This window comes from Lactococcus taiwanensis (assembly GCF_014905395.1).
Lineage (GTDB): Bacteria > Bacillota > Bacilli > Lactobacillales > Streptococcaceae > Lactococcus > Lactococcus taiwanensis.
In genome coordinates this window covers 104478-129315 of record NZ_BNDT01000004.1, presented here as the reverse complement: position 1 = coordinate 129315, position 24838 = coordinate 104478, and the positions used below count along the sequence as shown (strand labels likewise).

The following is a 24838-nucleotide window of genomic DNA, read 5'->3' as shown; positions in this document are numbered from 1 at the left end:
ATTATGAACCGCTCTTTTTATTTAGAAGTAGAGGTACTAATGGTCAGTAATCTTAACCACTTTTCCATAAAATTCTTCTTCAGTGAGATCGTACTCTTTTAGCGTATAGCCTCCCTCATCCTTAGTTAGTACTTTTGCGACTTGATGATTCTCGACCACAAAAGAATAGATGGTTTCTTTAGGGATGGAAGTAGTGTACTTGATAAAAACAAGCTTACCTTGTGCAAAAGAATTTGAGTGCTCGTGTTCTTCTTTAAGCAGCTCAAATACTATATCATAGTCTTCTGGAAGCTGTTCAGATAAAACATCTAAAGCAGCATCGCTTGTGCGTAAAGTCCAGGTTTGATTACCGCAATAAACATATTGTTGAACCTTTAAAGGCGTGTAATTCTTTTCTTGCCTTTTCAAGTCATCAATACGTTGTTGGACATAATCAAGCAAAACTTGCTTTTTCTCAGTACTTAAGTAATCAAATAAAAGTTCAGCTTTCTTTAAGTTGTAATCTTCCCCTTTGCCCATCAAATACTCGGTGGTGACACCGAAGTAATCTGCAATCTCTGCTAAACGCTTTGCACTAGGTTCCTTGCCTAAACGATAGTTGGCAAGTGCATTTCTTGGATAGCCCAACTCTCTTTCGACCTGGTTGAAAGATTTTTGAGCATCAATAACTAGATTTTTTAAACGATCATAAAATAACAAGGCTCACCTCTCGGCGTATAAATACGTCATCTTTAATATATTTGTAATCTTTATATTATATCACATGTGTTTATGATATAAAAGGAAAAACTAACGTCATCTAGAAATATTTTGGATAAAAACTTAATTTTTCCCAATAGTATATGACATTTGACACGTGAAAGGTCATGTGATAGGATAAAGGTAATTGAAAAATTACGATAGTGTTTTAAACAATACAATAAAAAAGGAGAAAATGTGGAAAAAATCATCAAAAAGACAAAACAATTGAATGCCATCTTAAGAAAGACATCAGTTGATTTCTCCGAACAACTTCCGTATCAAAAAATGTTTGAGCAGGTAGCGCGCATCATTTCTGGTGAACTATTTATGGTTGATACCAAGAGAAGCTGTCTAGGCTATGGCTATTTCAGTGAAGATTTGACAAGCAATCTTACCCTTAAAAATTTTTTTACACATCAGAAACTTTCAGAAGAGGTTTCTGAGCAGATTCTTTCACAATACCAGAGCCAAGCAAATGTTGCGCTCCAAGATTCATCATTAGCTTTAGTAAAAGAACTCCTTTCTAACTTCTCAGAGCATTTGCTAACTTCTATACCTATCGAAGGAAGTGATTTACGTTTAGGGACATTATTTGTCTTAAGCTCTAAACCCTTAAATGAAGAACAAATGATTCTTTTGGATATTTTTGCGACATTTATCGGAAATCAATTGTCCTATATGATGCTCGATGCCCTTGAAGAAAAGCGGCGAAATAGCACATTTCAAGCATTGATCCAAACACTTTCACGTCCAGAACTGGAATCCTTCAAAACTATTATCGAGAAAATAGATTTATAAATTTTTAGAGAGCTGACTCCTTTTTCTCCCCTAAATTTCTCTTGCCAAAACTCGAAGAATAAGGTATAATAGAAATAATGGTTTGTCAGCAAAATCTGTGGGATCTCTTGTCCCCATAGGCTTTGTAAGCAACGGAACACATGATGTTTTCGTTGCTTTTTTGGCGTCTTTTACAGTGAAAAATACGAAAGTTATGAAAAAGACAAACTACAGACTTTTCAGTGTTTTTCATCATAAATTCACCAAAAACACAGACTTTTTTAATCTAATCTAAAAAATAGAGGAGAAAACACTTGGCAGGACATGACGTAAAATACGGTAAACACCGTACAAGACGCAGCTTTTCACGTATTAAAGAAGTAATCGGTTTGCCAAACCTTATCGAAGTTCAAACATTAAGTTATAAGAACTTTCTCGATGAAGGTCTAGCAAATGTCTTTAAAGAAATGTTCCCAATCGACAACTTCGCAGGCACTATGGAGCTTGAATTTGTCGGTTATGAAATGAAGACACCTAAATACACTGTTGAAGAAGCTCGCGCTCATGATGCAAACTATTCAGCACCTATCTATGTAACCTTCCGTCTGGTGAATAAAGAAACGGGCGAGCTGAAAACACAAGAAGTCTTCTTTGGGGACTTCCCACTCATGACTGAAATGGGTACATTTATCAACAATGGTTCAGAACGTTTGATCGTCAGCCAATTGGTACGTAGCCCAGGTTCTTATTTCCACCTCAAAACGGATAAAAATGGTCTGGAAAGCTTCGGTCATACCACTATTCCTAACCGTGGGGCATGGTTTGAGTTAGACACTGATGCCAAAGGCATTGGTTATGTTCGTATTGACCGCACACGTAAATTAACCTTTACAACAATGTTGCGTGCGCTTGGTTTTGGCTCAGATGAAGAAATTCTTGAATTGTTGGGTGAAACTCAACTCTTGACGGATACTTTGGGCAAAGATGTGCATAAAAATCCAGCGGATACTCGTGTAGAAGAAGCACTCAAAGACATTTATGACCGCTTGCGCCCAGGGGAACCAAAAACAGCGGATAGTTCACGTGGTTTGCTTGTTGCGCGTTTCTTTGATCCAAAACGTTATGATTTTGCCCCTGTTGGACGTTATAAATTTAACAAGAAATTAGCACTTAAAAATCGTTTGCTTGGCTTGACTTTGGCTGAACCAATTGTTGATCCAGAGACTGGTGAAATTCTTGTAAATACTGATACGCTTGTTACTCGTGATGTGCTTGATTTGATTGAACCATTGCTTGATAACGGTCTTGGAAACTTTGTAGTTGAACCTTCTGATGATGCTGTTATTCCAGAACCTATCACTTTGCAAAGCATCAAAGTTTACTCACCTAAAGATCCAGAACGTGTGGTTACATTATTGTCAAATGGTACACCAGACGCTGAGTGCCGTGTTTTGACACCAGCAGATGTAATTGCGAATATTAGTTATTGGCTGGGTCTTGCTGAAGGTATTGGTAAAGTGGACGATATTGACCACTTAGGTAACCGTCGTATCCGTTCAGTAGGTGAATTACTCCAAAACCAAGTACGTATCGGACTTTCACGTATGGAGCGTGTCATTCGCGAACGGATGTCATCTTCAGAAAATGAAAATATCACACCACAAGGTTTGATTAACATTCGTCCTGTAACAGCTTCAATCAAAGAATTCTTTGGTTCTTCACAACTTTCACAGTTCATGGACCAACACAATCCTTTGTCTGAGCTTTCACACAAACGTCGTTTTTCTGCCTTAGGACCTGGGGGTATCTCACGTGACCGTGCTTCATATGAAGTACGTGACGTTCACTATACTCACTATGGCCGTATGTGTCCTATTGAAACACCTGAAGGACCAAACATCGGTTTGATTAACAACTTGTCATCATACGCCAAAGTAAACGAATATGGTTTCATTATGTCACCATATCGTCGTGTTGACCGTGTAAATGGTATTGTTACTGACGAAGTTGAATATTTGACTGCCGATGAAGAAGACAACTATACTGTTGCCCAAGCCAACTCACCATTGACGGAAGATAGCCGCTTTGCTAATGAAACAGTTATGGCTCGTCATACGGGTAACAATATTGAAGTTGAAGCTTCAACAGCAGACTATATGGACGTTTCACCTAAACAGGTTATCGCCGTTGCTGCTGCATGTATTCCATTCTTGGAAAACGATGACTCCAACCGTGCCCTCATGGGAGCCAACATGCAACGTCAAGCAGTGCCACTGATTGACCCACATGCTCCTTGGATTGGTACTGGGATGGAACATCAAACTGCCCGTGACTCTGGTGCAGCTTTGCTTGCTAAACATGACGGAGTAGTCGAATATGTAGACGGAAATGAAATTCGCGTTCGTCGTACTTCTGGTGAGCTGGATATTTACCACATCACTAAATATCGTCGTTCAAACTCAGGAACTTCTTATAATCAACGTCCATTGGCTCAACTTGGAGAAAAAGTTGAAAAAGGAGACATCATTGCTGATGGTCCTTCAATGGAAAATGGGGAAATGGCCCTTGGTCAAAATCCACTTGTTGCTTATATGACTTGGGAAGGTTACAACTTCGAGGATGCGGTAATCATGTCAGAACGTTTGATTAAAGACGACGTTTATACCTCTATTGCTATCGAAGAATATGAATCAGAAACACGCGATACAAAACTTGGCCCTGAAGAAATTACGCGTGAAATTCCAAACGTTGGGGATGAAGCACTCAAAAACCTTGACGAAGCGGGTATTATCCGTATTGGTGCCGAAGTGAAAGACGGTGACTTGCTTGTTGGTAAAGTAACTCCTAAAGGTGAAACTGATCCAACACCAGAAGAACGTTTGCTTCGTGCAATCTTCGGTGAAAAAGCTCGTGAAGTGCGTGATACATCCCTTCGGGTACCTCACGGAGGTGGCGGTATTGTTCATGACGTTCGTGTGTTTACACGCGAAAATGGTGATGAATTACCTTCAGGTGTGAATAAATTGGTTCGTGTCTTTATCGCTCAAAAACGTAAGATTCACGTTGGGGATAAAATGGCCGGACGCCATGGTAACAAAGGGGTTGTTTCAAACATTGTGCCTGTGGAAGATATGCCTTACTTACCAGATGGAACACCTATTGATATCATGTTGAACCCACTTGGGGTGCCATCACGGATGAATATCGGACAAGTTATGGAGCTTCATTTAGGGATGGCGGCTCGTACTTTAGGTATCCACATCGCGACACCAGTCTTTGATGGAGCATCTGATGAAGATATCTGGGATACCGTTAAAGAAGCTGGTATGGCTGCTGATGCTAAGACTGTCCTTTATGATGGTCGTACTGGTGAACCATTTGATAACCGAATTTCAGTCGGTGTCATGTACATGATTAAACTTCACCACATGGTTGATGATAAACTCCATGCTCGTTCAGTAGGTCCTTACTCACTCGTTACACAACAACCGCTCGGTGGTAAAGCACAGTTCGGTGGACAACGTTTCGGGGAAATGGAAGTTTGGGCACTGGAAGCTTATGGTGCGGCCAATGTCCTTCAAGAAATCTTGACATACAAGTCAGATGACGTGATTGGACGTACACGTGCTTATGAAGCAATCGTTAAAGGTGAACGTATTCCTAAACCAGGTCTTCCTGAATCATTCCGTGTATTAGTTAAAGAATTGCAATCATTGGGTCTTGATATGAAAGTGCTCGATGCAGATAGCAATGTTCTTGACTTACGTGAGTTGGACGAAGATGAAGTCATGACGCGTCCAGACAATACAGAAATTACTCCTGAAATGCTTGAAGCACAGGAAGCAATTGTTGCCCAAGCAGAAGCTGAAGAAGAAGCTCTGATTAACGCTGGAAATGAAGAATAATATTACTGACAGAGCTGTCAGTAATAGAAAAATAAAACTTTTGAAAAATATTTTTGCTGAAACAACTGACGAAGATTTAATGCTGCTGACAGAGCAGTCAGTGAGTCAATATCGGTTATCAGTGAAAAAATGTGCAAAAGTATCCTGTGTTAAATTGATTAGAAGTGGAGAAAGAATTGGTCGATGTAAATAAATTTGAGAGCATGCGAATTGGTATCGCATCTCCACAAAAAATTCGTTACTGGTCATTTGGCGAAGTTAAAAAACCAGAAACAATCAACTATCGTACACAAAAGCCTGAACGTGAAGGACTCTTTGATGAACGTATCTTCGGTCCTCAAAAAGACTGGGAATGTGCCTGTGGAAAACTCAAAGGTGTTTTCTACAAGAATCAAGTCTGTGAACTTTGTGGAGTTCAAGTAACAACTGCAAAAGCGCGTCGCGAACGGATGGGGCACATTGAATTGGCTGCGCCAACTTCACATATCTGGTATTTCAAAGGTATTCCGTCACGGATGGGACTTGCGCTTGATATGAGCCCACGTGCGCTTGAAGAAGTGATTTACTTTGCAAGTTATGTGGTCATTGATCCTAAAGAAACAGATCTTGAGAAAAAACAACTCTTAACAGAACGTGAATATCGTGAACAACTTTTGAAAAATGGTTTTGGTTCATTCGTTGCGAAAATGGGTGCAGAAGCGATTCAAGATTTGTTGAACGATGTTGATATTGATAAAGAAGTATCAGAACTTAAGGAAGAGTTAAAAGCAGTCACTGGACAACGTCGTGTTAAAATCATTCGTCGTTTAGATGTTTTGACAGCCTTCAAAAAGTCAGGGAATTCCCTTTCTTGGATGGTCTTGAACGTATTGCCAGTCATTCCACCAGATTTACGTCCAATGGTACAGTTGGATGGTGGACGTTTTGCCACATCTGACTTGAATGACTTGTATCGTCGTGTTATTAACCGTAACAACCGTTTGAAACGATTGATGGAGCTTAACGCACCAAATATTATCGTTCAAAATGAAAAACGGATGCTGCAAGAAGCCGTGGATACTTTGATTGACAATGGTCGTCGTGGTCGTCCAATCACTGGTGCCGGTAACCGTCCATTGAAGTCTCTTTCACATATGTTGAAAGGGAAACAAGGACGTTTCCGTCAAAACTTGCTTGGTAAACGGGTTGACTATTCTGGACGTTCGGTTATCGCTGTTGGTCCTACTTTGAAGATGTACCAATGCGGTGTACCACGTGAAATGGCGATTGAATTGTTCAAGCCATTCGTCATGTCTGAACTCGTGAAACGTGAGTTGGCTGCGAACATTCGTGCGGCTAAACGTAAAGTGGAACGTCAAGATTCAGATGTTTGGGATGTACTTGAAGAAGTTGTTAAAGAACACCCTGTTCTCCTTAACCGCGCACCTACGCTTCACCGTTTGGGTATTCAAGCGTTTGAGCCAGTCTTGATTGATGGTAAAGCGATGCGTCTTCACCCACTTGCTTGTGAAGCCTACAACGCCGACTTTGACGGTGACCAAATGGCGATTCACTTGCCATTGTCTGAAGAAGCTCAAGCTGAAGCACGTCTTTTGATGCTTGCTGCTGAACATATCTTGAACCCTAAAGATGGTAAACCAGTCGTTACACCATCTCAAGATATGGTCCTTGGTAACTACTACCTTACGATGGAAGAAAAAGGTCGTGAGGGTGAAGGAATGATTTTCTCAACTCCTGAAGAAGTTGAGATTGCAATGCGCAATGGTTATGTACATTTACATACACGTATTGGTATTGCTACTAAATCTATCAACAAACCTTGGACGCCTGAACATCAAGATAAAATCTTGATTACAACAGTTGGTAAAGTGATCTTTAATTCAATCATTCCAGAAGGAATGCCTTACCTTAATGAACCTACTGACATCAACTTGACAGGTAAAACAGATGACCGGTTCTTTATGGAACCAGGACAAGATATCCAAGAAGTCTTGGCTAATCTTGATACTGTTCGTCCATTCAAAAAAGGATATCTTGGAAATATCATCGCTGAAGTCTTCAAACGTTACCGTACGACAGCAACGTCTGAGTACCTTGACCGCTTGAAAGACCTTGGCTACCACCAATCTACTTTGGCTGGTTTGACTGTGGGTATCGCCGATATCCCTGTTGTTGAAGATAAACATGAAATCATCGATGCTGCACACAAACGTGTGGAACAAATCACGAAACAATTCCGTCGTGGTTTGATTACTGATGATGAACGTTATAACGCAGTGACCGGTGTTTGGCGTGATGCTAAAGAGTCACTTGAAAAACGTCTGATTGAAGAACAAGATTTGACTAACCCAATCGTTATGATGATGGACTCTGGAGCCCGTGGTAACATCTCTAACTTCTCTCAACTTGCTGGTATGCGTGGTTTGATGGCTGCTCCTAATGGTAAAATTATGGAATTGCCTATCATCTCCAACTTCCGTGAAGGGCTTTCTGTCTTGGAAATGTTCTTCTCAACTCACGGTGCTCGTAAGGGGATGACCGATACGGCCCTTAAGACAGCCGACTCTGGTTATCTTACTCGTCGTTTGGTTGACGTTGCCCAAGATGTTATCATTCGTGAAGACGACTGTGGAACTGACCGTGGACTTGTGATTTCAGACATCGCTACTGGTAAAGAAATGGTTGAACCTTTGTTTGAACGCTTGGTTGGTCGTTATACCCGTAAATCAGTCTTCCATCCAGAAACTGGTGAAATGATTATCGCTGATGATACCTTGATTTCCGAAGATGTAGCACGTCAAATCGTTGATGCTGGTGTTAAAGAAGTAACCATCCGCTCAGTATTTACATGTAAAACGCCACATGGTGTATGTAAACACTGTTACGGTATCAACTTGGCTACTGGGGATGCGGTTGAAGTTGGTGAAGCTGTTGGTACCATCGCTGCTCAATCAATCGGTGAACCTGGTACTCAGTTGACAATGCGTACATTCCACACGGGTGGTGTTGCGTCAAGTTCAGATATCACTCAAGGTTTGCCTCGTGTTCAAGAAATCTTTGAAGCACGTAACCCTAAAGGGGAAGCAATCATCACTGAAGTAACTGGTACAGTTGAATCAATCATTGAAGATCCTGCTACACGTACTCGTGAAATTACTGTTAAAGGTAAAACAGACACTCGTAGCTACACTGTAGGTATGGCTGATGTCTTGATGGTTGAAGAAGGTGAATTCATTCACCGTGGTGCACCTTTGATTCAAGGTTCTATCGAACCTAAACACTTGCTTCAAGTTCGTGATGCTTTATCAGTTGAAACTTACTTACTCGGTGAAGTTCAAAAAACTTACCGTTCACAAGGGGTTGAAATCGGAGATAAGCACATCGAAGTGATGGTTCGTCAAATGCTTCGTAAAGTTCGTATCATGGATAATGGTTCAGTTGATATCTTGCCAGGTACTTTGATGGATATTTCAGATTTCGAAAAAGCAAATGAAGAAGCACTCTTGAAAGGTGAAATGCCTGCAACAGGACGTCCAGTCTTGATGGGGATTACTAAAGCCTCTCTTGAAACCAATTCATTCTTGTCAGCTGCATCATTCCAAGAAACAACTCGTGTCCTTACTGATGCTGCAATTCGTGGTAAAGAAGATCACTTGCTTGGTTTGAAGGAAAATGTTATCATCGGTAAGATTATTCCTGCTGGTACCGGTATGTTCCGTTACCGTAACATTGAACCTTTGGCTGATTTATCAAATGCACCTGAAGTTAAAGAGGTTGAAACAGAAACTGTGGAAAGCTAATATTTCCATTTACAAATAAAAAAGTTACTGACAGAGCTGTCAGTAACTTTTTTTTATGAATTAGGTGAGTCAGTAATGATTTTAAAAAACTGTAATTTTTGGTAAAATAATAACATGAAATATTATCTCCTGGCAAATCCAAATTCTGGTTCAGGTAAAGGAGCACGGACATTAGAGATCCTTCTTCCTTATTTGGAAGAACATGAATTTGATTATCAACTTTATACCACTAAAAAATTTCAAAATCATACTTCCAATGAAGCTGCATTAGTGGATAAAATATTGACGCAAAAGACAAAAGAAGACCGGCTGGTTATTATTGGAGGCGATGGGACGCTTTCGCTAGTTATCAATGAACTTCCAGCATCAGAGTCTTTTTCTTATATCCCTTCTGGTTCTGGCAATGATTTTGCACGTAGTTTAAATTTGAGTCTTGACCCGATTGAAGCCTTTGAAGCAGCGCGTCAGCGCACTCAACCGCACGAAATTTATGTCATGCGCTATCAATCGAAAGATTTAAGTGGTTATTCATTAAACAATATTGGCATTGGACTCGATGCGACAATTGTCCAAGCGGCAAATGGTGGAAAGTTAAAGAATGTTCTTAACCGCTTGAAGTTAGGTAGTTTATCTTATGTTGCAACTGCGCTGCAAGTTTTAATCACTAAAAAATCTTTTGGAACAGTAATCACGAGTGGTGAGGAAGTGCTTGAAAAAAATAAAGCTTTTCTGATGACGTTTACTAAACACCCCTATTTTGGTGGAGGTGTAAAAATTTCACCTACGGCCTCTAATAAAAATAGTGAAATTCACCTTGTAGAGTATGATAAGCACAGACTATTGCGCACTTTTTCTTTAATTCCAAGTGTTTTAAAAGGCACGCATTTACAACATCCACTTTTCTTGCATAAGGTAAGAAAATATTTTACGGTAAAACTTTCTGAGGAACAACCTGTCCAGATAGATGGTGAAATTTATCATCTTCAGGCAGGAGAAATTCTTTTCATTCAGCCAGAAAAAAGAAAAATTTTTTATTAGGACTTATAAAATATAAAGTAAATGACCACCACTTGGTGGTTTTTTATTATTATTCATTTATTATTGTATTAAAATACTTTTTATATTATAATTATGCTATTATTATTAATAAATATAAAAGAAAAGAGAAAAAATGAATTTTAATTTTTTACCCAAGTACTTTTCCTATTTTAATGATGGCATGTTAGTAACGCTTATTATATCCGCATTTGTGGTACTGATAGGAACGTGTTTAGGAATTATTGTAGCTCTCGGAAAACTTTCGAGTTTCCCCCCATTGCGTTGGCTTGCAAAAGCATATATTGAAATATTTAGGGGGACGCCCATGCTTGTTCAAATCATGCTTGGCTTTGCTCTTGCTGGTAATTTGAATTTTCCTACTTTTCATATAGGAATTTTACAACAAGATTTAGGGCGTTTAGTCCCAGGGATTATTGTACTTGCACTCAATTCTGGTGCTTATATGGCTGAGATTGTTCGAGCAGGAATTGAAGCTGTCCCCATCGGTCAGCAAGAAGCAGCTTATTCTTTAGGGATACGCCCTAGAAAGACGATGGTTCATGTAATTTTACCGCAGGCGATACGAAACATATTACCTGCAGTAGGGAATGAATTTGTAACGATTATCAAAGATAGTTCACTCCTTTACACGATCGGTGTCATGGAAGTATTTAGTGGTGCTCAAACAGTAGTGAGCTTAACTTACCAGACCATTTCTCCTCTCTTGGTTGTAGCCCTCTATTATTTCGTAGTAACTTTTGTGGTGAGTCGCTTGTTGGCAAGATTAGAAAAACGCCTTAGGAAAGGATATGCAAAATAATGAGTAATTATTTAATAGAAGTAAAAAAATTGTATAAAAATTTTGGAAGTAATGAAGTTTTAAAAGGGCTGGACATACAAATAAAAAAAGGTGAAGTGGTTGTCATGATTGGTCCTTCTGGATCTGGCAAATCAACATTTTTACGAACGATGAATCTACTTGAAAAACCGACTCGAGGACAGGTTTATTTTGAAGGAACAAATCTTGCTGATAAATCTGTAGATGTTTTTAAACATCGTGAAAAAATGGGGATGGTTTTTCAGCAGTTTAATCTCTTCCCTCATATGACTGTCAAAGATAACTTGATGTTAGCGCCCATAAAAACTGAAAAATTATCTAAAATACAAGCAAGTAAGGTAGCTGACCAACTTTTAAGCCGAGTGGGTCTCTCTGAAAAATCAGAAGCTTATCCACAAGCTTTATCAGGCGGACAACAACAAAGGGTGGCCATTGCGCGAGCATTGGCTATGAATCCTGATGTGATGCTTTTTGATGAGCCAACCTCTGCTTTGGATCCAGAAATGGTGGGAGAAGTACTTGCAGTAATGCAAGAATTAGCACAGGAAGGAATGACAATGGTGGTGGTGACACATGAGATGGGTTTTGCAAAAAATGTTGCAGATCGTGTCTTATTTATGGCAGATGGAAATATCGTAGAGGAAGGAACTCCCGAAGAACTCTTTGACCATCCAAAAGAAAAAAGAACGCAAGAGTTTCTCGCTAAAGTACTTTAAGCTTGAATGCTTAAGTCTGGGTCGGTATGGTGAGCTTAAAAAAAGCAGTAGTCATGCTGCTTTTTTTTATTGGTGTGGTATAATATTAAATAAGAAAATGAAATGTGCTAGAATAATATAGAAAAGAGAAGAAGATGAAATTTGAAGATATCAATGAAAACACGATAAAAATTACCCTCTCTTTCGATGACTTAACAGATTATGATATTAAATTATCAGACTTTTTTGGTAACCAAGAAGTCATTGAACAGTTCTTCTATGAATTAGTAGATGAACTGGGGTTGGAAAACCGTTTTGGTAATGTAGGGATGTTGACTTTCCAAATTCAACCTTTCCCACAAGGGGTACATATGATTGTACACGAAGAAGCGTTGTTGAATGAGGGAGGTGAAATCCCTGATGACCCAGAAGAATTTGAAGAACTCATGACAGGTTTTTATAATAAACTTAATGAAATAGGTGCAGATATGGCGCGTGAGCGTGGAATTACAGATTTTAAACCAGGCTTGGAACTTCCAGGTTCGCAAAAGGAAGAAACAGACCAAGAACCTGATTTTATCTATTATTCTGTTCGGTATGACGACATGATGTCAGCGCTCGCGGGTGTTAAGAACGTTAAGTTTGCTGATGAAGAATCTGAGTTTTATCGCTATGAGGGTGATTTTTATTTAGTAGTTTTAGATAATCAAAAAGCCAAAGGGAAGATGCATGTAGAAAGTACGCGTGCTCGAATGATGGAATACGGTGAAGCTTCAAAAATAAGCCGAGAATTTTTGCAGGAGTATGGGGAGTGTTTGATTGCAACGCGCGCTTTAGACGTTCTTAGAAAAATTTGAATATGGTTGATACATTAAAAGAAATTCCGTTTGCACTCAAATTTTTAGTTGTAGCCATTATGACTTTTGGGATCTCGGTTATTTTGACGCCAGTCATGACATTTGTGTCAAAAATTATCGGAGCGGTGGATAATCCTAATGAACGGCGGGTCAATAAGAAGCCAATGCCTTCCGCAGGTGGAGTAGTGATTTTTATAGCATTTGCCATTGCTACATTATTGATTTTGCCCCATATTGTGCATAACCAACCATTATTACATGCGGGTCAACCTCCTGCTGGGGGCGGTCCGGGCACAGGACCTCATCCTCCACAAGTTCAAAGCTATTTAGATTATATTTGGCCTTTTGTGGCAGGAGGCGCTATTGTCGTATGTACAGGTCTAATTGATGATATAAAAGAGATTTCTCCAAAAATGAAACTCTTGGGTCTGATTGTTGCGGCAAGCTTTATTTGGTTCTTTACCAATGCACGTTTTGATAATTTGAAGATTCCATTTGGGGGACCTCTTCTTATTTTCCCAGCCTGGTTATCTTTTATATTTACTGTTTTTTGGATTTTGGCAATAACCAATGCGATTAATTTAATTGATGGCTTAGATGGTTTAGCTAGTGGAGTCTCTATCATATCCTTAACAACAATGGGTGTGGTTTCTTACTTCTTTTTGCCTAGTCCGAACGTCTTTTTACCGATTACGATTTTTATCGTAGTGGCAGCTATCATGGGGTTTTTCCCTTATAACTACCATCCAGCTATTATTTACTTAGGAGATACGGGAGCTCTGTTTCTCGGATTTATAATAGCTGTGACTTCTTTGCAAGGACTAAAAAATGCAACTGCTGTTGCTGTATTAACACCTCTTCTTATTTTAGGAGTTCCCATAACAGACACAGTGGTTGCTATGATTAGGCGAAAATTGAATCGTCAATCTATTGCTACTGCTGATAAGCGGCATCTTCACCACCGCTTGATGGCTCTAGGATTTACGCATCGCGGGGCAGTTTTAGTCATTTACGGGATTGCCTTTATCTTTGCTTTTATTTCTCTTCTTTTACAATTTTCAAGCCGTATCGGGGGGATTCTTCTCATTGTTGCTTGTATCTTTGGTTTAGAGATTTTTATTGAATTAGTAGGGATACTTGGTGAAAATCGACAACCTGTCTTAAAAGCTTTGAAGTTTGTAGGAAATTCTAGTTATCGAGAAACAGTAATCCATGGACAAAAAGCAAAAGATGACGCTGATAGCCAAGAAAGTAGAGAAGAGATAGATGAGCCCACGCAGGAGTTCCCTGTAACAAGGTTAAGACGGCGAGATAAAAAATAAAAAATTGATGAACCACAATCCTTTGGATAGTGGTTTTTTCTTGAAAAGAAATATCCTCAAGAAATACACATCTTGTCAAAAATTTGTTAAAATAGACATTATAAATGTCAAAAATAATTGACAATTCAAAGGAGTGAAAAATGGCTACACTTGAAATTAAAAATCTTCACGTAGCAATTGAGGATAAAGAGATTCTTAAAGGCGTGGATATGACTATAAATACGGGAGAAATCCATGCAATTATGGGCCCAAATGGTACAGGAAAATCTACTTTATCTGCGGCTATTATGGGAAATCCAAACTATACAGTGACTGAAGGAGAAGTACTTTTTGATGGGAAAAATGTTCTAGAGTTAGACGTTGATGAACGTGCTCGACTGGGACTTTTCTTAGCTATGCAGTATCCATCAGAAATTCCAGGTATTACTAATGCAGAATTTTTGCGCGCAGCCATCAATGCTAAGCGTGGTGAAGCAGATAAGATTTCTGTCATGGAGTTTATCAAAAAATTAGACCAAAACATGGAACTTTTGAGCATGAAAGAAGAAATGGCAGAACGCTACCTTAATGAAGGTTTTTCAGGTGGTGAAAAGAAACGTAATGAAATTCTTCAGCTTTTGATGCTCGAACCTACTTTTGCTATTTTAGACGAAATTGATTCAGGACTTGATATTGATGCCCTTAAAGTAGTAGCAAAAGGTGTTAATTCAATGCGTGGCGATAAATTTGGTGCACTCATTATCACCCACTATCAACGATTACTTGATTATATTACGCCCGATGTAGTACATATTATGATGGATGGACGCGTTGTTAAAACAGGTGGAGCAGAACTTGCAAAACGTCTTGAAACTGAAGGTTATGTCAATATTGCTGCCGAACTTGGCATTGAATATGTCGAAGAAGTTTAAGGAAAGGAGAAGGTAAGAGGTTTTATCTCCTGACAGCTCTGTCAGTAAAAGTGAGGAAGGAAAAAGCTGTAAGCTACGTTTCACCCTTCTCCTGACAGGCTGGTCAGTGCTTTTGTAAAATACTTACCAAGAATAGAATGAATCAAGAAATCTTAAACTTTTCACAAATGCATGCTGAACCTGAATGGTTATCTGAATTACGTCAGGAAGCTGCTCAACAAGCTGCACAATTGGAATTACCTAATATTGAACGCGTTAAAATTAATCGCTGGGGACTGGATCACCTAAAAATATCTGAAACGGAAGAAGTAGGAAATGTTCCTGACTTTACTGAACTTCCTTCTCATCCGTTTTTGGTTCAGGTAGGCTCTCAAACGGTTGTGGAGCAGATTACACCCACCTTAGCGGATAAAGGAGTGATTTTCACTGATTTTGCGAATGCTTTGGTAGAGCTTCCCGAGGTAGTCAAGAATCAATTAGGACGTGTAGTTCCTTTTACAGAGAGTAGCCTAACGGCAGCTAGTACAGCGACTTTTAATTCTGGTTTAGTGCTCTACGTTCCAGATGGTGTGGAGGTTGATGAACCAGTTGAGAGCCTTTTGATGCAAGAAGGTAGCTCAGAGGTTCCTTTCAATAAGCGTATTTTACTTATCGTTGGTAAAAATGCTAAGGTGGAATACTTAGAGCGCTTAGAGACAACGGGAGCTCAAACGGCAAAAGCGACGGCAAATTTAGTGGTCGAAGTGATTGCTGAAGCAGGAGCTCAAGTTAAATTTTCAGCTATCGATCGACTCGGTGAAAACGTCACAGCATCAGTTATCCGCCGTGGTTTAATTGGTGAAAATGCTACAATAGATTGGTCTGTTGGAGTGATGAATGATGGTAATGTTGTAGCAGATTTTGACAGTGACCTCAAAGGAAATGGTTCACATTCCCAAATTAAAGTCGTAGGAATTTCAACAGGACATCAAACCCAAGGAATTGATACACGTGTCACTAACTTTGGGAAAAGTTCCATGGGTCATATTATGCAAAATGGTGTTATCCTTGATAAGGGGACGCTCACTTTTAATGCTATTGGGCATATTATAAAAGGAGCCAAAAATGCGGATGCTCAACAATCTTCGCATGTCTTGATGCTCTCAGATAAAGGGCGTGGCGATGCCAATCCTATCCTACTCATTGATGAGAACGACGTGACGGCAGGACACGCAGCTTCTGTGGGTCAGGTTGATGAAGAAGATTTGTTCTACATACAATCTCGGGGAATTGATGAGGAAACAGCAAAACGCTTGGTTATTCGTGGCTTTCTGGGATCAGTGGTCAGTGAAATTCCCGTCAAATCAGTGAGAGATGAGTTTATCGCGACTATTGAAAGAAAGCTGGGCATGTGATGCTTGAGATTGAAAAACTGAGAGAAGATTTTCCAATATTAAATCAAAAGGTCAATGATGAGCCTTTAGTCTATCTGGATAATGCTGCTACAACTCAAAAACCTCTGACCGTTCTGTCAGCAATCAATGATTTTTATCAGCAAGATAATGCTAATGTCCATCGGGGGGTACATACCTTAGCTGAACGAGCTACTGCATACTATGAAGCTGCTCGTGAAAAAGTTCGTGCTTTTATCAATGCGCAGTCCACTAAAGAAATCTTATTTACGCGCGGTACCACCACTTCTCTCAATTGGGTCGCTCAGTTTGCTGGACAAATACTTACACCGGCTGACGAAGTCATCATTACAATTATGGAACACCATTCCAACATTGTACCTTGGCAAGAAATTGCACAGCGTACAGGCGCAACGTTAAAGTTCGTCTATCTTAAGGATGGAGCACTTGATTGGACTGACTTGAATGAAAAAATTTCTACAAAAACGAAATTTGTATCTGTTGCTCATGTCTCTAATGTGCTGGGTTGTATTAATCCTATAAAAGAAATTGCGGCCCTTGCACATGCTCATGGTGCTTATGTTGTAGTAGATGGGGCACAATCTGTTCCTCACATGGCAGTAGATGTCCAAGAGTTGGATGTAGACTTTTTTGCCTTTTCTGGTCATAAGATGATGGGACCGACAGGAATTGGCGTTCTCTACGGAAAGGAAGAGTTACTGCAACGCTTTGAACCCGTAGAATTCGGAGGAGAGATGATTGACTTTGTTTATAAAAGCCATTCTACTTGGACTGAATTACCTTGGAAATTCGAAGCCGGCACACCAAATATCGCAGGTGCAATTGGTTTGGGTGCAGCAATTGATTATATCAACAGTATCGGTATAGAAAACATCCAACAGCATGAACGTGAGCTGGTAGAATACCTCTTGCCCAAACTCAAGGAGATTCCAGGATTAACACTTTACGGTCCTGCTGAGCCTCGTCAGAGAGCAGGAGTTATTGCTTTTAATTTGCAAGGCCTTCACCCCCATGATTTAGCAACAGCACTTGATATGGAAGGGATTGCGGTGAGAGCAGGCCACCACTGTGCTCAACCTTTACTTCACGACTTGAAGGTTGCTGCGACAGCACGTGCAAGTTTTTATCTCTATAATACCAAGGCGGATTGCGATAAGTTGATCAAAGCACTTTGGGTAACAAAAGAATTTTTTAATGTCTAAAACAATCAAGGATAGTGGAACGATTGGTCAAATATTTCAAGGACTATTGGATTTTTCTTCTATAGGAGATCTCCAGCTTGAACAAGCATTAAAAGAGCAAGAAAAGAAGAAAAAAGAGAACGAAAAGAGAAAACGTGACAATCTTAACTGATAAATTTTTGGAAACGCTCAAATATGAAGGAGCCGTAAGTTTGATTTCATGGGGAGCTGAAGCAGAACCTCATGCAACGGGGACGTGGATTTCTTACTTAACTTTGTCCGAAGATGAGAAACTTTTGGCACCAGCAGCAGGAATGCATCATTTAGAAGCTGATATCGCAAAAAATGACAAATTGTTCCTAATGCTTGGGGTACGGGAAGTTGAGGGGCGTAATGGTTATCAAGGCATTGGCTTTCGTCTGACTGTTAAAGCAAAACTCATTGGCCAAGGCAGTACGTTTGAAACAGTTCACCAAAAATATCCCTTTGCACGTCAAGCTTTGGAAATGACCCCTCTTAAATTGGAGCAATTGCTCTAGTTTCAATTAAATTGATAAGAAAGTGTAAAAGAATGGCTTTATCTAAATTAGATAATTTATATCGTGCAGTGATCCTTGACCATTCCTCAAACCCGCGACATGCTGGAGAGCTGCAGACTGGTTGCATGGTAGATTTGAATAATCCCACTTGTGGGGATGTCATTCGTCTGACTGTTGAGTTGGATGGAGATAAGATTTCAAATATTGCGTTTAGTGGTCACGGTTGTACCATTTCCACTGCCTCTGCTTCAATGATGACCGTCGCCGTATTAGGAAAGACAAAAGCACAAGCTCTAGAGTTAGCCAAACTCTTTTCAGCGATGGTGACCGGAGAAGAAGACGAACGTCAAGAAGCTTTGGGAGATGCCCAGTTTTTAGCAGGGGTCAGTAAGTTCCCAGCACGGGTAAAATGTTCAACCTTAGCCTGGAATGCGCTGAAAAAAGCATTGGATGAAGGATACGCAGAAAATAACTTAGTGCATGGTCAATAAAATGTACTGACCAACCTGTCAGCTCTCTGATGGGTTTAGGTTGAGATAAAAATAAGAGTTTTAAAGAGGAAAAAATGACAGAAAATAGTACACAAGAAGTCGTCAAAGACCTCGAGGAATATAAATACGGTTTCCACGATGATGCGGAACTCGAGTTCACTACAGGATTGGGCTTGACTGAGGAGGTCATCCGAGAAATCTCAGCAACAAAAAAAGAGCCGGAATGGATGTTAGAATTTCGTCTGAAATCTTTTGAAGCATTTAAAAAATTAGATATGCCAAAGTGGGGACCAGATCTTTCAGAAATAGATTTTAATGATATTGTCTATTACCAAAAACCCTCTGCAAAAGCAGCACGCGATTGGGATGATGTCCCTGATGAGATTAAGAATACCTTTGAAAAAATCGGGATTCCTGAAGCTGAACGCTCCTATTTGGCTGGTGCTTCAGCTCAATATGAATCAGAAGTTGTTTACCACAACATGAAAGAAGAATTTGAAAAGCTGGGTATTGTGTTTACGGATACAGATACGGCTTTACGTGAGTATCCAGAACTTTTTAAAAAATATTTCAGTAAATTAGTACCACCAACAGATAATAAGTTGGCAGCTTTAAATTCTGCGGTTTGGTCAGGTGGCTCATTTGTTTATGTCCCAAAAGGTGTAAAATGTGAAATCCCTATTCAAGCTTACTTCCGGATCAACAATGAAAAATCTGGACAGTTTGAACGGACTTTGATTATTGTTGAAGAAGGAGCATCAATTCAATATGTAGAAGGGTGTACAGCTCCGACTTATAGTGCTTCAAGCTTGCATGCAGCAGTAGTCGAAATCTTTGTTGAAGAAGGAGGCTATATGCGTTATTCTACGATTCAAAATTGGTCGGATAATGTTTATAACCTTGTAACGAAACGTGCCAGTGCAGCAGCAAATGCGACAGTTGAGTGGGTAGATGGTAATTTAGGCTCTAAGGTATCAATGAAATATCCTGCGGTTCACTTAAATGGGCCTGGAGCTCGTGGCACAATGCTCTCGATTGCCTTTGCTGGGGCTAATCAGAATCAAGATACAGGTGCTAAAATGATTCATAACGCACCCAATACCTCGAGTTCTATCATCTCTAAATCCATTGCCAAAAATGGGGGAGCTGTCAACTATCGAGGACAAGTTACTTTTAACAAAAATTCCAAAAAATCAGCATCGCATATTGAATGTGATACCATCTTAATGGATGACTTATCCAAATCAGATACGGTACCTTTTAATGAAATTCATAACTCTCAAGTTGCCTTAGAACATGAAGCAAAAGTTTCAAAAATTTCTGAAGAACAACTTTATTATTTGATGAGTCGTGGTTTAACAGAAAAAGAAGCAACTGATATGATCGTCATGGGCTTTATTGAACCCTTCACAAAAGAACTTCCGATGGAATATGCAGTCGAGCTAAATCGTTTAATTTCTTATTCGATGGAAGGTTCTATAGGATAAGAAAAGCATCACTAAAAAAAGGAGCATATGCTCCTTTTTTTTAATGATGCTTTCGGTATTTGAGATAGAAATAACTGACAATAAGAATTAGAAATCCGATGATTGAAATCTCTGACATCAGATGGAAGATTGTTGAAGCGCTAAGATGCGCTGACTGAGGATTCATGAGTTGTAAAAAGAGGGACTGTGAGGTTGTCTGCTTTTCTGTAATTATAAACATAAGAATAACTAAGAAAAACTGATGGATTAAAGATCCTTTCTTTTGGGTGGTGTTTTTTAAAAGAATGCGCTGATCTTCAGGTATATGATTTTCTAAGAAATATTGATTATTTAGCCAGCGGTTCAGTAAAAAATGTGTGTAGCTAAGAAGGAAAAAACCGACACTAAGTGCTACAGGAAAAAGCATCGCGATAAAACCGATAAAGAGGCCGATAAGAATATAGTGTTCAAAATTCTTCGAGACCATTTTTGATAATTTTCCAAAGGTACCTAAAGCAATCACCATTCCTAGGGCATAGGGAACATATAAAAGTAAGGTTTCTGATCCTTTACCAAAAATATTCACAACATATAATGAGCCAAAGAGAAAGAGGAAATTTCCTATGGCACCATTTAAGAAAGTTAAAATATTAAGAGGAAGCGGTACTTGATAATTTCGGTATTCTTTCCCAGTTTTATAAATTAATAAGAGGAAAAAGATACAAAAACCAATGAGGGCAATATTGATAGAGAGCGCTGAATCTAAAAGACGTCCCGAACGCAATACAATCAATAAGAGACATAAGCCTGTAAAAATCCAAAATTCTCGTTTGGAGAAGAGAACAGAAGACTCTTTAGGCATTGTGCGGTTGATCAAGATTTGCCTCAATGTGGCCTCTCTTGCATATAAGAGCGCAATGATATAAAAAACAGTATAAACCCCAAAACTTAACCAAACGCCCGCATTTCCAGAAAGGGAGAGCCCCCAGAAAAGAGCAAGTAAACCGACTAGAACAACAGGATAGTAAACTTTCTTTTCTTTATTCGGCTGAAAATGATTGAGTGTCACATTGGCAGAGGGGAGCCAAGAAGCACTTAGGCCGATTAAGATCCCGGAAAAGAGGTAGAAAATGGGGAGAAGGGGACCAAATAATGCTAATATTGATCCTAGTAGCCCGACGCTAAGCGCAGCGACTAGAAGTTCTAGGCTGGAAATGGTATTTTTTATTGCTCGGATTAAGAAAACGCCAAGAATTCGACAGGCGTAATAAAGGGCAAATGGGAGGACTGAGGTTTCCGTACGTCCATCACTTAATCCTAAAAACAATAGAAAAGGAACCATAATGACCGTATTTGATAAAACTAACAGCGTGGATTTACCAAATTCGTAGGCAATTTGATGTAATTTAACTTTCATTTCTCCTCCATAATAATTTATTAATTAAGAAAAAGTACGATTATTCTTTCTATTATAACATTTATTTAATACAGGCACTAAAGAATAGGTAGGAAGAAAGAAGAAGCATTTTGGGCGCAAAAAGGAGCCTAACCCCCTCAATAAGCTAACTTATGACAAGAAAAGAATTGAGGTCAGAAAGTGAACTTAAAAAGTGCAAAAATAAGTGAGAAAATAAACAACAAAAAAAGTTTGTTTTATGCAGTTCCCAGTTTAAAAGCTAAAAGAGCCACGATTGAGTGAGTCAAAAAAGAGGGATTGAATAAATTAGGCTGACAGCTCTGTCAGTAACAAATAAATGAAAATGTCAGAATTCGAAGAAAGTAATGAAATGCTGAAAAAAAGCTTGTCAGTCCTATTTTTTGATGTTATAATTTAAAAGGTGCAAAAATTTTATACATGCTAGTTAGGAGAAGTAGTGGAACATTCAGCTACTCATAACGAATCAAAAAAAATCTGGTCAGCCATTATGAATTGGTTTTTGGTAGACAAGGTTTTTCTTGTTTCGTTCATTATTGCAATTATTGCAATCAGTTTTGGTGGGTTTACGACACGATTCTTTAATTATCACGTGATTGTCACAGTAGCTGGATTAATGCTAGTCATTGGTGGTTTTAAAGAAACAGGCTTACTCCAGTTTCTCGGTCAGACCTTAGTCAAGAGAAGTACTACCACGCGTCAATTGGTTCGTGCAACAACTTTACTTACTTTCTTCTTAGCCATTTTCTTTACAAATGATTTAACAATATTAACAATCCTCCCACTTTATCTCGCCATTACAAGAGAGATAAAAAATCGTAAATCAGTCTATATAGGTGCTGCCCTAATCGTTCCAGCTTGTCATATCGGTTCGGGTTTACTTCCGCAGGGCAATCCGCATAATCTGTATTTGTATTCTTTCTATAAAGTTGCGGCAAATCATAATGGTGCTGCACTTACTAATTTGGAATTTTTCAAAGGTACAGGTGCTTTGTGGCTGTTAGGGCTATTGATTCTGATGATTGCTTGTCAGTTTATTGATAATGAACCTTTAGTCATTAAAACTCATGTGACAAAGTTTAATAAACTAGAAACATCTATTTTCGTCGTATTGATGTTACTTATGGCGGCTTCTGTGTTTGGTTATATTAACTTCTACTTAGCGGGAGCTATCGTAGCAGTTATCGTTCTTTTCTACCGTCCTCATCTTTTTAAAGGAGTGGACTATCACCTTTTGTTAACTTTTGTTTTCTTCTTTTTGATTGTAGGAAATATCGCTAATATTCATGCGCTGACAGATTTTATTAGTCAAACGTTAGTAGGACCACAGGCAGCCTTTTTAGGTACAGCTATTTTAAGCCAAGTCATTTCAAATATTGCTTCACCTATTTTGATTTCTCCTTTTACGCCTCATGCCGTCCCTGTTATCTTGGGAGCGGATATTGGTGGGATTGGTACAATTGTTTCCTCAATGGCTACTTTGATTGCATATAAAGTCATACGAATGAATGCACGTGGTGAAACGCGCGGCTTTGTCAAATATTTTTCTATCGTTAATGCTTCGTTTTTCGCAATCCTAATTGTGATTGGACTGATTATTGTAACGATTATTGGTTAGTAGTGAAAGAAGTTGGTCTTGGCCAACTTTTTTGTTATGATGAAATAAAGGAGGGAGAGTTATGCAAAAGAACAAGATTAATATTGATGTCTCCTCAGGACTTTATTTTACTGGCTTTCTTCTAGCTTCAGGGATGAAGTATGCAGAAAGTGGTGGGCAACTTCTCACCGCTGTCCTTCATGGTCTGATGAGTTGGGCCTATGTCGGGTATTGGGTTGTGGATTTCTTGATTCACTAATATAAACTGAGAGTTTAAATAATAAAAAAGCTATGAGGAGCTCATAGCTTTTCTTGTTGCTATTAAGATAAAAGTAAGCGTATTATTTTGTAGAAAAAGGAGAAAGTATTAAAATAGTATTAGAATAAAATAAGTTTGAAAGGAGAAAAAAATGAACAAAATTATCTGGTGCATTTTTATTCCCACACTCATCTTCGCAGGTCTTTTATTGACCGCAGGTTTTCTCGTTGAAACACATGTATTTTTTTGGTTTCAAAATTTTGAGATGCTTTACCTTTACAGCACGTTAATTCTCACTTTTATTGGTTTTAGACTATGGCGAATGGGAGTGCAATTTCGTAGCATTAAGGAATTGAGGGTCCTCTTTGGCCTTCTATTTGTAGTATTTGCTACTGACGTAAGTAATACCACACTCTATTTGTTATCAGGGCAGGGCTTATTATGGGAGAACAGACAAATTAGTCCTGCAGGAGCAGCATTTATGGGGAGTTTGATATTACTGACTTTTGCTTTTATTGGATTACGAACACAGATTCGACTAGCACGCGTAAAATCACAATAAAATGTGATTTTTTTGTTGGAATAGTGCTAAAAAAGTGTTTTTTATTAAAAATAAAATGATATAATTAGAAAAAACAGAAAAAGGGGAATTATGACATTAATAATTGACAAGGTGAGCAAGCATTTTGGTGAAAAAACAGCTGTAGATCATCTTAATATGGTTGTCCAACCCGGTGAAGTAATGGGGCTTATCGGACAAAATGGAGCGGGGAAAACAACAACTTTTCGGATGATTCTTGATTTCATCAAGGCGGATCAAGGGAAAATTACTTGGCAGGGTGGACCGATCACTCAGCAAGTTAAACAAAAAATCGGCTTTCTTCCTGAAGAACGCGGCCTTTATCAAAAAATGACTGTAGAAAATCAAATTCTATTTTTTGCAGAGTTGCATGGGATGAAACGTTCTGATGCGCGTTTAAAGCTTCAAGAGTGGATGAAGCGCCTTGAAGTGGTGGGCAAGGTTACGGATAAGGTCCAGACCTTGTCTAAAGGTAACGCACAAAAAATCCAGTTCATTGCGACTTTACTTCATGAACCCGAATTTTTAATTCTTGATGAGCCTTTTACCGGTCTAGATCCAGTAAATACTGAACTTTTGCGAAATGAAATAAAACGGTGTCGCGACAATGGGGCCGCAGTGATTTTTTCTAACCATAATATGAGTGATGTGGAGCAGTTATCTGATCATTTATTGATGCTCAAAGGAGGAAAAACGATTTTGCAGGGTACAATAGGAGCAATCCGTGAAAGCTATGGGCGAACTCGTGTATATCTAGAGTCCCCTCTTTCTGACGAAGAACTATTAGCTGTACCAGGAGTGCTGAATGTTAGAAAACAGGGATCAGGACGTACAATTAAACTTGCACAAGAAGAAGTTGGACGGGTCCTTTTTAAGCTTGTTACGCAGCAAGGCTATGTCCAAGCCTTTATGCAAGCGCCGCCATCTTTGGATGAAATTTTTCGTATGGAAGTCTCAGAAAATAATGCACTAGAACAGCAAAAAGGAGAGTAGC

22 protein-coding genes are annotated in these 24838 nt (G+C 39.1%); 20 read left to right on the top strand and 2 right to left on the bottom strand.

The annotated features are described in order from the left end of the window. Nucleotides 1-36: 36 nt before the first annotated feature. Nucleotides 37-699, bottom strand: coding sequence for a helix-turn-helix domain-containing protein (locus tag JKP71_RS06250; protein WP_075525249.1), 663 nt, complete (start codon nt 697-699; stop codon nt 37-39). A 237-nt stretch (nt 700-936) separates the two neighbouring features. On the opposite strand from JKP71_RS06250, the gene JKP71_RS06245 reads away from it, so the two are divergent. The 16 genes from JKP71_RS06245 to sufB all read left to right on the top strand — a co-directional run bounded on the left by JKP71_RS06245 (nt 937) and on the right by sufB (nt 19994). Next, nucleotides 937-1539 (top strand): GAF domain-containing protein, encoded by a 603-nt coding sequence (locus JKP71_RS06245; RefSeq protein ID WP_200407416.1) that lies wholly within the window; start codon nt 937-939, stop codon nt 1537-1539. Nucleotides 1540-1832: 293 nt separating this feature from the next. Further along, on the top strand, nt 1833-5423 hold the full coding sequence (gene rpoB / locus JKP71_RS06240) for a DNA-directed RNA polymerase subunit beta (RefSeq protein WP_075525248.1): 3591 nt from the start codon (nt 1833-1835) through the stop codon (nt 5421-5423). Further along, nucleotides 5413-5616 (top strand): hypothetical protein, encoded by a 204-nt coding sequence (locus JKP71_RS06235; protein ID WP_200407415.1) that lies wholly within the window; start codon nt 5413-5415, stop codon nt 5614-5616. Before rpoB ends, JKP71_RS06235 begins: the two co-directional genes overlap by 11 nt. Continuing rightward, entirely contained in the window at nt 5600-9223 is a 3624-nt protein-coding gene (gene rpoC, locus JKP71_RS06230) for a DNA-directed RNA polymerase subunit beta' (RefSeq protein WP_200407414.1), read from the top strand. The genes JKP71_RS06235 and rpoC overlap by 17 nt, the downstream gene beginning before the upstream one ends. Before the next feature lie 114 nt (nt 9224-9337). Then, complete coding sequence (locus tag JKP71_RS06225; RefSeq protein ID WP_200407413.1) at nt 9338-10261, top strand: diacylglycerol/lipid kinase family protein; 924 nt, start codon at nt 9338-9340, stop codon at nt 10259-10261. Nucleotides 10262-10394: 133 nt separating this feature from the next. Next, nucleotides 10395-11081 carry an amino acid ABC transporter permease gene (locus JKP71_RS06220; protein WP_200407412.1) on the top strand — a complete coding sequence of 229 codons (687 nt, stop codon included), beginning with the start codon at nt 10395-10397 and terminating at the stop codon, nt 11079-11081. After that, nucleotides 11081-11815: an amino acid ABC transporter ATP-binding protein gene (locus JKP71_RS06215; protein WP_200407411.1), complete on the top strand. Its 735-nt coding sequence runs from the start codon at nt 11081-11083 to the stop codon at nt 11813-11815. The genes JKP71_RS06220 and JKP71_RS06215 overlap by 1 nt, the downstream gene beginning before the upstream one ends. 134 nt (nt 11816-11949) lie before the next feature. Continuing rightward, nucleotides 11950-12651 carry an adaptor protein MecA gene (locus JKP71_RS06210; protein ID WP_075525243.1) on the top strand — a complete coding sequence of 234 codons (702 nt, stop codon included), beginning with the start codon at nt 11950-11952 and terminating at the stop codon, nt 12649-12651. A 2-nt stretch (nt 12652-12653) separates the two neighbouring features. Further along, nucleotides 12654-13973 (top strand): MraY family glycosyltransferase, encoded by a 1320-nt coding sequence (locus tag JKP71_RS06205; protein WP_200407410.1) that lies wholly within the window; start codon nt 12654-12656, stop codon nt 13971-13973. Nucleotides 13974-14113: 140 nt separating this feature from the next. Beyond that, entirely contained in the window at nt 14114-14884 is a 771-nt protein-coding gene (gene sufC / locus JKP71_RS06200) for a Fe-S cluster assembly ATPase SufC (RefSeq protein ID WP_075525241.1), read from the top strand. Nucleotides 14885-15021: 137 nt separating this feature from the next. Beyond that, complete coding sequence (gene sufD, locus JKP71_RS06195; protein ID WP_200407409.1) at nt 15022-16278, top strand: Fe-S cluster assembly protein SufD; 1257 nt, start codon at nt 15022-15024, stop codon at nt 16276-16278. Then, nucleotides 16278-17498, top strand: a complete 1221-nt coding sequence (locus tag JKP71_RS06190; protein ID WP_200407408.1) for a cysteine desulfurase — start codon at nt 16278-16280, stop codon at nt 17496-17498. Before sufD ends, JKP71_RS06190 begins: the two co-directional genes overlap by 1 nt. Continuing rightward, entirely contained in the window at nt 17491-17649 is a 159-nt protein-coding gene (locus tag JKP71_RS06185; RefSeq protein ID WP_200407407.1) for a hypothetical protein, read from the top strand. The genes JKP71_RS06190 and JKP71_RS06185 overlap by 8 nt, the downstream gene beginning before the upstream one ends. Continuing rightward, nucleotides 17639-18016: a pyridoxamine 5'-phosphate oxidase family protein gene (locus tag JKP71_RS06180; protein WP_075525350.1), complete on the top strand. Its 378-nt coding sequence runs from the start codon at nt 17639-17641 to the stop codon at nt 18014-18016. Before JKP71_RS06185 ends, JKP71_RS06180 begins: the two co-directional genes overlap by 11 nt. Before the next feature lie 32 nt (nt 18017-18048). Next, the gene (gene sufU, locus JKP71_RS06175; protein WP_075525238.1) at nt 18049-18507 is read left to right on the top strand and encodes a Fe-S cluster assembly sulfur transfer protein SufU; all 459 of its coding nucleotides are present in this window, start codon (nt 18049-18051) and stop codon (nt 18505-18507) included. Between the two features lie 74 nt (nt 18508-18581). After that, on the top strand, nt 18582-19994 hold the full coding sequence (gene sufB / locus JKP71_RS06170; RefSeq protein ID WP_075525237.1) for a Fe-S cluster assembly protein SufB: 1413 nt from the start codon (nt 18582-18584) through the stop codon (nt 19992-19994). A gap of 40 nt (nt 19995-20034) precedes the next feature. Here the strand turns inward: sufB and JKP71_RS06165 are convergent, their stop codons facing one another. After that, complete coding sequence (locus JKP71_RS06165; protein ID WP_200407406.1) at nt 20035-21390, bottom strand: hypothetical protein; 1356 nt, start codon at nt 21388-21390, stop codon at nt 20035-20037. 457 nt (nt 21391-21847) lie between these two features. Between JKP71_RS06165 and JKP71_RS06160 the strand changes: the two genes are divergently transcribed. The 4 genes from JKP71_RS06160 to JKP71_RS06145 all read left to right on the top strand — a co-directional run bounded on the left by JKP71_RS06160 (nt 21848) and on the right by JKP71_RS06145 (nt 24837). After that, a complete protein-coding gene (locus JKP71_RS06160; RefSeq protein WP_082272355.1) occupies nt 21848-23026 on the top strand; it encodes an SLC13 family permease in 1179 nt (392 codons plus the stop codon). Between the two features lie 61 nt (nt 23027-23087). Continuing rightward, nucleotides 23088-23264 carry a hypothetical protein gene (locus tag JKP71_RS06155; RefSeq protein WP_200407405.1) on the top strand — a complete coding sequence of 59 codons (177 nt, stop codon included), beginning with the start codon at nt 23088-23090 and terminating at the stop codon, nt 23262-23264. Nucleotides 23265-23415: 151 nt separating this feature from the next. Beyond that, a complete protein-coding gene (locus tag JKP71_RS06150) occupies nt 23416-23826 on the top strand; it encodes a hypothetical protein (RefSeq protein WP_075526239.1) in 411 nt (136 codons plus the stop codon). Between the two features lie 90 nt (nt 23827-23916). After that, nucleotides 23917-24837 carry an ABC transporter ATP-binding protein gene (locus JKP71_RS06145; RefSeq protein WP_075526238.1) on the top strand — a complete coding sequence of 307 codons (921 nt, stop codon included), beginning with the start codon at nt 23917-23919 and terminating at the stop codon, nt 24835-24837. Nucleotide 24838: the final 1 nt, after the last annotated feature.